The sequence below is a fragment of the Pseudaminobacter sp. Soil_N_29 genome, assembly GCF_057656055.1.
The window spans coordinates 83763-91107 of sequence record NZ_JBDGLC010000004.1 but is presented as its reverse complement, the minus strand read 5'-3'; the positions used below and the strand labels follow the sequence as shown (position 1 = coordinate 91107).

Annotated in this window: 8 protein-coding genes; 2 read left to right on the top strand and 6 right to left on the bottom strand. The window is 64.5% G+C overall.

Going from position 1 to position 7345, the window contains the following annotated elements; translation table 11 throughout:
• Nucleotides 1–269: 269 nt before the first annotated feature.
• Entirely contained in the window at nucleotides 270–1679 is a 1410-nt protein-coding gene (trmFO, locus tag AC3A4H_RS11175) for a methylenetetrahydrofolate--tRNA-(uracil(54)-C(5))-methyltransferase (FADH(2)-oxidizing) TrmFO (RefSeq protein WP_487766762.1), read from the top strand.
• A 57-nt stretch (nucleotides 1680–1736) separates the two neighbouring features.
• On the opposite strand, the gene AC3A4H_RS11170 is transcribed toward trmFO, so the two are convergent.
• From AC3A4H_RS11170 to yajC, 5 genes are all read right to left on the bottom strand, one after another.
• Nucleotides 1737–2684 (bottom strand): sterol desaturase family protein, encoded by a 948-nt coding sequence (locus AC3A4H_RS11170; protein ID WP_487766761.1) that lies wholly within the window; start codon nucleotides 2682–2684, stop codon nucleotides 1737–1739.
• A gap of 2 nt (nucleotides 2685–2686) precedes the next feature.
• Nucleotides 2687–3115, bottom strand: a complete 429-nt coding sequence (locus AC3A4H_RS11165) for a hypothetical protein (protein WP_487766760.1) — start codon at nucleotides 3113–3115, stop codon at nucleotides 2687–2689.
• 76 nt (nucleotides 3116–3191) lie between these two features.
• Nucleotides 3192–4052: a phytoene/squalene synthase family protein gene (locus tag AC3A4H_RS11160; protein WP_487766759.1), complete on the bottom strand. Its 861-nt coding sequence runs from the start codon at nucleotides 4050–4052 to the stop codon at nucleotides 3192–3194.
• A 1-nt stretch (nucleotide 4053) separates the two neighbouring features.
• Nucleotides 4054–4440 (bottom strand): Mth938-like domain-containing protein, encoded by a 387-nt coding sequence (locus tag AC3A4H_RS11155; protein ID WP_348779275.1) that lies wholly within the window; start codon nucleotides 4438–4440, stop codon nucleotides 4054–4056.
• A gap of 43 nt (nucleotides 4441–4483) precedes the next feature.
• Entirely contained in the window at nucleotides 4484–4825 is a 342-nt protein-coding gene (gene yajC / locus AC3A4H_RS11150; protein ID WP_348779274.1) for a preprotein translocase subunit YajC, read from the bottom strand.
• Nucleotides 4826–5005: 180 nt separating this feature from the next.
• Between yajC and AC3A4H_RS11145 the strand changes: the two genes are divergently transcribed.
• Nucleotides 5006–5881 carry an ATP-binding protein gene (locus tag AC3A4H_RS11145; RefSeq protein WP_487766758.1) on the top strand — a complete coding sequence of 292 codons (876 nt, stop codon included), beginning with the start codon at nucleotides 5006–5008 and terminating at the stop codon, nucleotides 5879–5881.
• Nucleotides 5882–5985: 104 nt separating this feature from the next.
• Here the strand turns inward: AC3A4H_RS11145 and AC3A4H_RS11140 are convergent, their stop codons facing one another.
• Nucleotides 5986–7191 carry a peptidoglycan DD-metalloendopeptidase family protein gene (locus AC3A4H_RS11140; protein WP_487766757.1) on the bottom strand — a complete coding sequence of 402 codons (1206 nt, stop codon included), beginning with the start codon at nucleotides 7189–7191 and terminating at the stop codon, nucleotides 5986–5988.
• Nucleotides 7192–7345 lie beyond the last annotated feature (154 nt).

Here is a 7345-nt window from a genome sequence, read left to right as displayed (position 1 = left end):
GCTGACCGCCTCTAACGGCACCCGCCGAACCTCCTCCCTCGGCGGGTGCTGTTCTTTCCAGGGCCTTCGCACCCTTCAAAATGGCGAAAGGAATTTCGTCGGCGCCTACCTCCTCCCGGGTTCCGATGAATAAGGTCAGCGTTCATCCTCCTCCCGATCGCTGACCACTCTACCGACACCCGCCGGACCTCCTCCCCCGGCGGGTGTTGTCGTTTACGGACGAGGCAGTTCCGATTGATTTCCTTCGCCCAGCAGCCTATTTCCCGAACATGACAATCAAACCCTTGCACATCATCGGCGGCGGCCTCGCCGGCTCTGAAGCAGCCTGGCAGGCAGCGCAGGCCGGCGTTCCCGTCATCCTGCACGAGATGCGTCCGGTGCGCGGCACCGACGCGCACAAGACCGAGTCGCTGGCCGAGCTGGTCTGCTCCAACTCATTCCGTTCCGACGACGCGCAGGCCAATGCGGTGGGGCTGCTGCACGCCGAGATGCGCCTCGCCGACTCCCTGATCATGCGGTCGGCCGATGCCCATCAGGTGCCGGCCGGCGGCGCACTCGCGGTGGATCGTGACGGGTTTTCCGCAGCTGTCACTGCCACGCTCGAGGCCCACCCTCTGATCACCATCCAGCGCGAGGAAGTCACCGGCCTGCCACCCGAAGAATGGGAGCAGGCGATCATCTCCACCGGCCCGCTGACCGCACCGTCTCTGGCTGAGGCCATCGCCGAGCGCACCGGCGCCGATGCTCTTGCCTTCTTCGACGCCATCGCCCCGATCATCTATTTCGAAACGATCGACATGAACACCTGCTGGTTCCAGTCGCGCTACGACAAGGTCGGCCCCGGCGGCACCGGCAAGGACTACATCAATTGCCCCATGGACAAGGCGCAGTACGAGGCCTTCGTGCAGGCGCTTATCGATGGCGGCAAGACCGAGTTCAAGCAGTGGGAAGGCACGCCCTATTTCGACGGCTGCCTGCCCATCGAGATCATGGCCGAACGCGGCGTGGAGACGCTGCGGCACGGCCCGATGAAGCCGATGGGCCTGACCAACCCGCACAACCCGACGGTGAAGGCCTATGCCGTCGTCCAGCTCCGGCAGGACAATGCGCTGGGCACGCTCTACAACATGGTCGGCTTCCAGACGAAGCTGAAATACGCCGAGCAGACGCGCATCTTCCGCATGATCCCCGGCCTGGAGAACGCCGACTTCGCGCGCCTGGGCGGACTGCACCGCAACACCTACATCAACTCGCCGACGCTGCTCGACCCGACGCTGCAACTCAAGGGCCGCCCCGGCCTGCGCTTTGCCGGCCAGATCACGGGTTGCGAGGGTTATGTCGAATCGGCCGCCGTAGGCCTGCTGGCCGGACGCTTCGCAGCCGCCGAAATTCTCGGAGGCGAGATTGCGACGCCGCCGGCCACCACTGCGTTCGGAGCCCTGCTCAACCACATCACGGGCGGGCACATCGTGTCCGATGACGAGCCGGGCAAGCGCTCCTTCCAGCCCATGAACGTGAATTTCGGCCTGTTCCCGCCGGTCGAGGCACCGAAGGTGGAAGGCAAGCGGCTGCGCGGCAAGGACAAGATCGTTGCCAAGCGCCATGCGATCACTTCGCGCGCGCTCGCCGACTGCCGGACATGGCTGGGCATCCCGGCTGAGGCGCAGGCTGCCGAGTAGCAGCCACCTCACCGAATCCCGGTCAATTGGAAACGCGCCCGCCTTTGGCGGGCGTTTTCATTCGGCGGGCGCGACGCCACCGGGCAGCCCGGGCTTGCCCGCCTCCTCCGGATGACGGCGCACATAGTCGGCCTTCAGATGTTCCGAGGTCTTGCGCGATCCGTCGTGGCTCCAGCCGGGCGGCTGGAACAGGTAGCCGAGGCGCTGCCGCATTGTCAGCCCGGGCGCCAGCGCATCGCGGAACATGCCGATCCACTCATGGAACGCCACCTTCACCGGGTTGAACGTGCCGATGTTCCTGACGATGCCATAGCGCGGCTGGTCCTCCGGCAGTTCCTCCACGAAGGTTCCGAACATGCGATCCCAGATGATCAGCGTGCCGGCATAGTTCGCGTCGAGATAGCGCGGATTGGTGGCGTGATGGACGCGGTGGTGCGAGGGGGTGTTGAAGATGAACTCGAACCATCTCCACATCCGGCCGATGGCTTCGGTGTGGATCCAGAATTGCCAGACCAGGTTGAAGCCGAAAACGAAAGCGATCACCGCCGGGTGGAAGCCCAGCAGCACCAGCGGCACCTGCAGCACGAACATGCCGGTGAACAGGCCGGTCCAGCTCTGCCGCAGTGCGGTGGACAGATTGTAATGCTGGCTGGAATGATGATTGACGTGCTCGGCCCACACCCAGCGCACGCGGTGAGCGATGCGGTGATACCAGTAGTAGCGCAGGTCATCGAGCAGGAAGGCGGCGACGAACACCCAGACCGACAGGCCGAGATTGAAGAAGCGGAACTGCCACACCCACATCAGCGCGGTATAGGAGACCACGCCGAGCAGCAGGCCGGCGACGACGTTTCCGGTGCCCATCATCAGGCTGGTCAGGGTGTCGCGCGTTTCGAACGCACCTTTTGCCCGGCCCGTGCGCACCAGCCAGAGTTCGATCAGGATCGCGGCCACAAAGAAAGGTATCGCGAGCTGCGTGACCTGCGGGAAATCGTAGCTTTCCATCGTCATGCCTCCACTCGGTCGCGCCGGGCAAGCTGAAGCGCCTGCAGCACAGCGCCTGCATCATGGTCTTCGGCGAATACGAATCTCCCGCCACTCCAGGTAAAATCCCTGAAGCGGACCGACACCACGCCAGGCCCCGCGAGCAAGGCCCTGGCAACATCGGGCGGCGTGATGATGCGCGTCAGGAAACGATCGCCGAATGTCTGGACGATGCCGGTGCGGCCGCCGTCGAGTTCCATGAAGGCTGTGCGCCGGTCTGCGGTGAGGCGAACCGTGCGTATAGCCTCGTCTGGAAAATCCTGGTGAAAATGGCGAGCCGCATCGTCGGCGTCTTCGAGCGTCGCCAATCTGCTGCCGCCGGTGAGATGCACCGCGACGACGCAAAGGCTGATCCCGACGACCACGATGGCGACGAGGACAGGCAGGCTCATGAGCCGTTCTCCACCCGACCGCCGCCTGCACTCCTCCAGGCAGGCAGCAACGGCCAAGAAGTAGCACGCCTTACGTTTACGTCAAATGATTCGGCTTCCAGCCGCGGGCGGCGTGGCGAAACAGGATCGCATGCCGGTACCAGGCAGATACATCCGCGTGGGCGGTCAGCGCCTTGGCGCCCATCCTGCGCAGACGGTTGAGATAGGCGCGGGTCAAGGCCACGGGCAGATAGGCCGGCCGCAGGGAAACAGGGATCTCGGCTGCGCCGCGGTCGAAGGCGGAAAGATGCTCCTCCGCGAGCGCGATCATGGCCGCCAGGGCACCTGCCATCCCTGCGCCGCCATCGCCGGTGACAAATTCTTCCGGCGAGGAGCCGACAGCGGCGAGGATCTCACGCGGCACGAAGCATTGGCCGCGAGCCCGGTGGAGCGGCAGCAATCGCAGCAGCCCGGTTATGGCCTGGGCGCAGCCGGCATGTCCGGCAAGGGTGCCGAAGGCCGGCGCAGCGGATGGGTCGAGCACCAGCGAGGCCAGCTGGATGATCGCCCCCGCAGTCTCGCCGCAATAGCCCTCGAGATCGTTCCGCGACGGCATCGGGTCGTCATAGAGATCGACGATCCGCGCATCGAGATAGTTCTGGAAGGCGGCCTGCGGCAGGCGGTAGGTGTCGATCGAGGCGACAAGTGCTTCCGCAACCGGATGGCCGGAGGCTGCCTGCGCGGTTCCGGCGGCGATCACGTCGCGCCACCACTGCAGCCGCACCTCGCCGGGGAGCGCTTCGCGGATGCGATCGCGGACCGCGGCGATCTCGGCATTGAAGGCGTAGAGTGCGAACAGCGCCGGCCGCTTGTCCTCCGGCGCATAGAGTGCGCTGAGATAGCGGTCGCGGTCGGCGGCCCGCACCGCCTCCATCACGATCTTGGCGTGATCATCCATGTCAGTCGACGGCAATCAGTGCGGCGGCAACGGCGCGGTCTTCGGCCAGAAGCACGTTGTAGGTGCGCACCGCCGCCCCGGTCGACATCGGGTCGGCCGATATCTTCTGTTCTCGTAGTGCCGCCCTCAAGGCCTTCGGCAGCGGGCGCAGCTCGCTGCCGGTTCCGACAAGCAGGATCTGGATTTCGGCTGCTTCCGCCAGCACCCGTGCGAAATCTTCGGCCACGAGCGCCAGCGGGTCAGCTGGTTCCCATCCATAGATGCCTGAGGGCAGGCACAGAAGGGAGCCGCGATGCGACATGTCGGCAAAGCGGAAGCCGCCATTGCCATAAGCCTCGATCGGGGCGCGACCGGGAAAATGCGCCTCTCGTATCTCGATCCCTGCCATGGCTGTCTTTCAACGGCTCCTGAAAGAGCCCGCCCGAAGGCGGTTACTTCTTGGCGTTCTGGTTGGCGACCGGCTCGCCCTTGACGCGCACGTCGGCGATGGTCGAGCGCAGCGCGGTGACCTTCAGGCCGTTGCCGAGATCGACTTCCAGTTCGTTGTCGTCAACCACCTTGGTGACCTTGCCGACGAGACCGCCGCCGGTCACCACCGTATCGCCGCGCCGGATGGCCGTCAGCATTTCGCCGCGCTTCTTGAGCTGCTGGCGCTGCGGCCGGATGATCAGGAAGTACATGATCACGAAAATCAGGACGAACGGCAGGACGCTGATAAGCATATCGGGGGAAGCGCCAGTGGTGCCTTGGGCGTATGCCGGTGTCACGAACATCAAAAACTCCTGGAAATGGACGGATAGCTCGCAACGAGCCCCCTGGTGAAAGCTGCGCGGAATATAGTGGCTGGAGCGACCTTTGCAACTGCGTTGGCACAGTGCCCCCCTGCTTTCCCGGCCTGTTCGACCGTGTTAGAGGCACTGGGCAACCGTTTGCTTTCGAATACGGAAAACAGGATGAGCGACAAGACCATCGAAGCACTGACCCGAAAGCTCGACCTCCTGATCGAGGCAGTCAGCCGCCTGGCGCCAGCGCAAACGCCGCAGAGCGACCTCGACGCGGCAGACTGCTTTGTCTGGGACGCCGAGCGCGGGTTTCTGGAGCCTGTCCAGCGCGTCAACCGCGTCGACATCGGCCTCATCCGGGGCGTCGACCGCGTGCGCGACATTCTGGTGGACAATACGGAACGGTTTGCCGCCGGCCTTCCGGCCAACAACGTGCTGCTGTGGGGCGCGCGGGGCATGGGCAAGTCCTCGCTGGTCAAGTCAAGCCACGCCGCAATCAACGCCTCCGGGAAGAGCGAAGCGCCGCTCAAGCTCATCGAGATCCACCGCGAGGATATCGACACGCTGCCCAGGCTGATGGCGCAGCTGAAGGCCTCGTCCCATCGTTTCATCCTCTTCTGCGACGATCTTTCGTTCGATCATGACGACACGTCCTACAAGTCGCTGAAGGCCGCGCTGGAAGGCGGCGTGGAGGGCCGGCCGGCCAACGTGATCTTCTACGCGACTTCGAACCGGCGGCATCTTTTGCCGCGCGACATGATCGACAACGAGCGGTCGACCGCCATCAACCCCTCCGAAGCGGTCGAGGAAAAGGTTTCGCTTTCCGACCGATTCGGCCTCTGGCTCGGCTTCCACAAATGTTCGCAGGACGAGTATCTCGACATGGTCGACGGCTATGTCCGCTACCACGGGCTGAACATCGATCCCGAGACGCTGCGTGCCGAGGCGCTGGAGTGGGCGACCACGCGGGGCAGCCGCTCGGGCCGCGTCGCCTGGCAGTTCATCCAGGATCTGGCTGGGCGTTTGGGCCAGCCGCTGAAGGATTGATAGCCCTCGCGCCTGACCGGCGTTTGAAGCACGAACCTTCCTGCAAGAAAGAAACCCGCCCCAAATGGGCGGGTTCGTCATTTTGACCGATCCGGGTCGCTGCTCTATTCGAGATAAGTCGACGGATTGACCGGCGTAGAGTTCTTGCGAACCTCGAAGTGAAGTCTCGGCGAGTCGGTGTTTCCGCTCATGCCCGAGAGCGCGATTTCCTGACCGCGCTTGACGGTCTGGCCCCGCGAAACCTTGAGTTCGCTGGCATGGCCATAGACAGTGACCAGCCCGTTCTCGTGCCGCACCAAGACGGTGTTTCCGAACTCCTTCAGCCCGTCGCCGGCATAGATGACCACGCCGTTCTCGGCCGCCTTGACGGGCGTACCCTGCGGCACCTGAATGTCGATGCCGTCATTGGCCTTGCCGCCGCCCTTGCCATAGCCGGAAATGACGCGACCGCGCACGGGCCAACGCATCTTGCCGATGCCTGTCGAATCAGGAGCGATCGCCGCGACCTGTTCGGCCTGCTCGATCGTCTTCTCGCTCTTGGGCGGCGTATAGGTCGCCACTTTCGGGGCTTCCGCGGCCGCCTTGGCAGGGGCCGGTGCGCTGACTGCGACAGGCTCGGGTGTTGCCGCCGCAACGGCAGAGGTGCCGCCGGCCGGTATCTTCAAGGTCTGGCCGATGCGGACAACGCCGTCGCTCAAGCCGTTGGCCGATTGGAGTGCCGCGGCGCTGACCCCGGTCTTCCTGGAAATCTTGGTGAGCGTATCCCCTTCCTGCACTGTATAGGTGCCGGATGATGATCCGCTTGCTGCGCTCGACGCGCCCTGGTTTGCCGTCACCTTGGCGGGCTGGGGCAGCATCGCGACCTGACCGTCGGGGGTTGAAAGCACCTGCGCCTTGCTGGGCTGCATCTCTGGCTTGGGAGCGGCGGATGCCAGCGGGGCGGGGGCAGGAGCCGCCGCCCTGGCGGGTCCCGGCATGACAGGCTGGCTCGCCGGGGCGACCGAAGCAGTGGCAGCAGCCGGCTGGGTGACCGGCGGCGGAAGCGGCTGCGACGAAACCGGCGTCAGGGTGCTGCGGGTAACCGGAGCGGTTTCTGCGCTGGCCAGCGGCGCAGCCTGCATGTCGCCAGGATACGGCTGGTTTTGATTCATGATCTGCCGCTGATTCGGCGTCGAGGCGGTGAAAATGTCGTCGACGCTTGCAAAGCGCGACACATGCGAACTGCAGCCGGTCGCCATGCCTGCCAGGAGGAGGACCGCTGCACTGCGCACCAAAACGCGTTCATTCTTGGCTAACATACTGAACCGCATCGCAATAACCCGCATACCCGACCCAAACTTCGGCATGATTAAAGCGCGTTAATCTTACCGGGCGGTTAAGAATTGGCCGGCCTTGCCGAAGCCATCGCAATCTGACACCCCATTGCCTGGACAGTGCCGCGACGGAATGCGGATAGCACCGGCC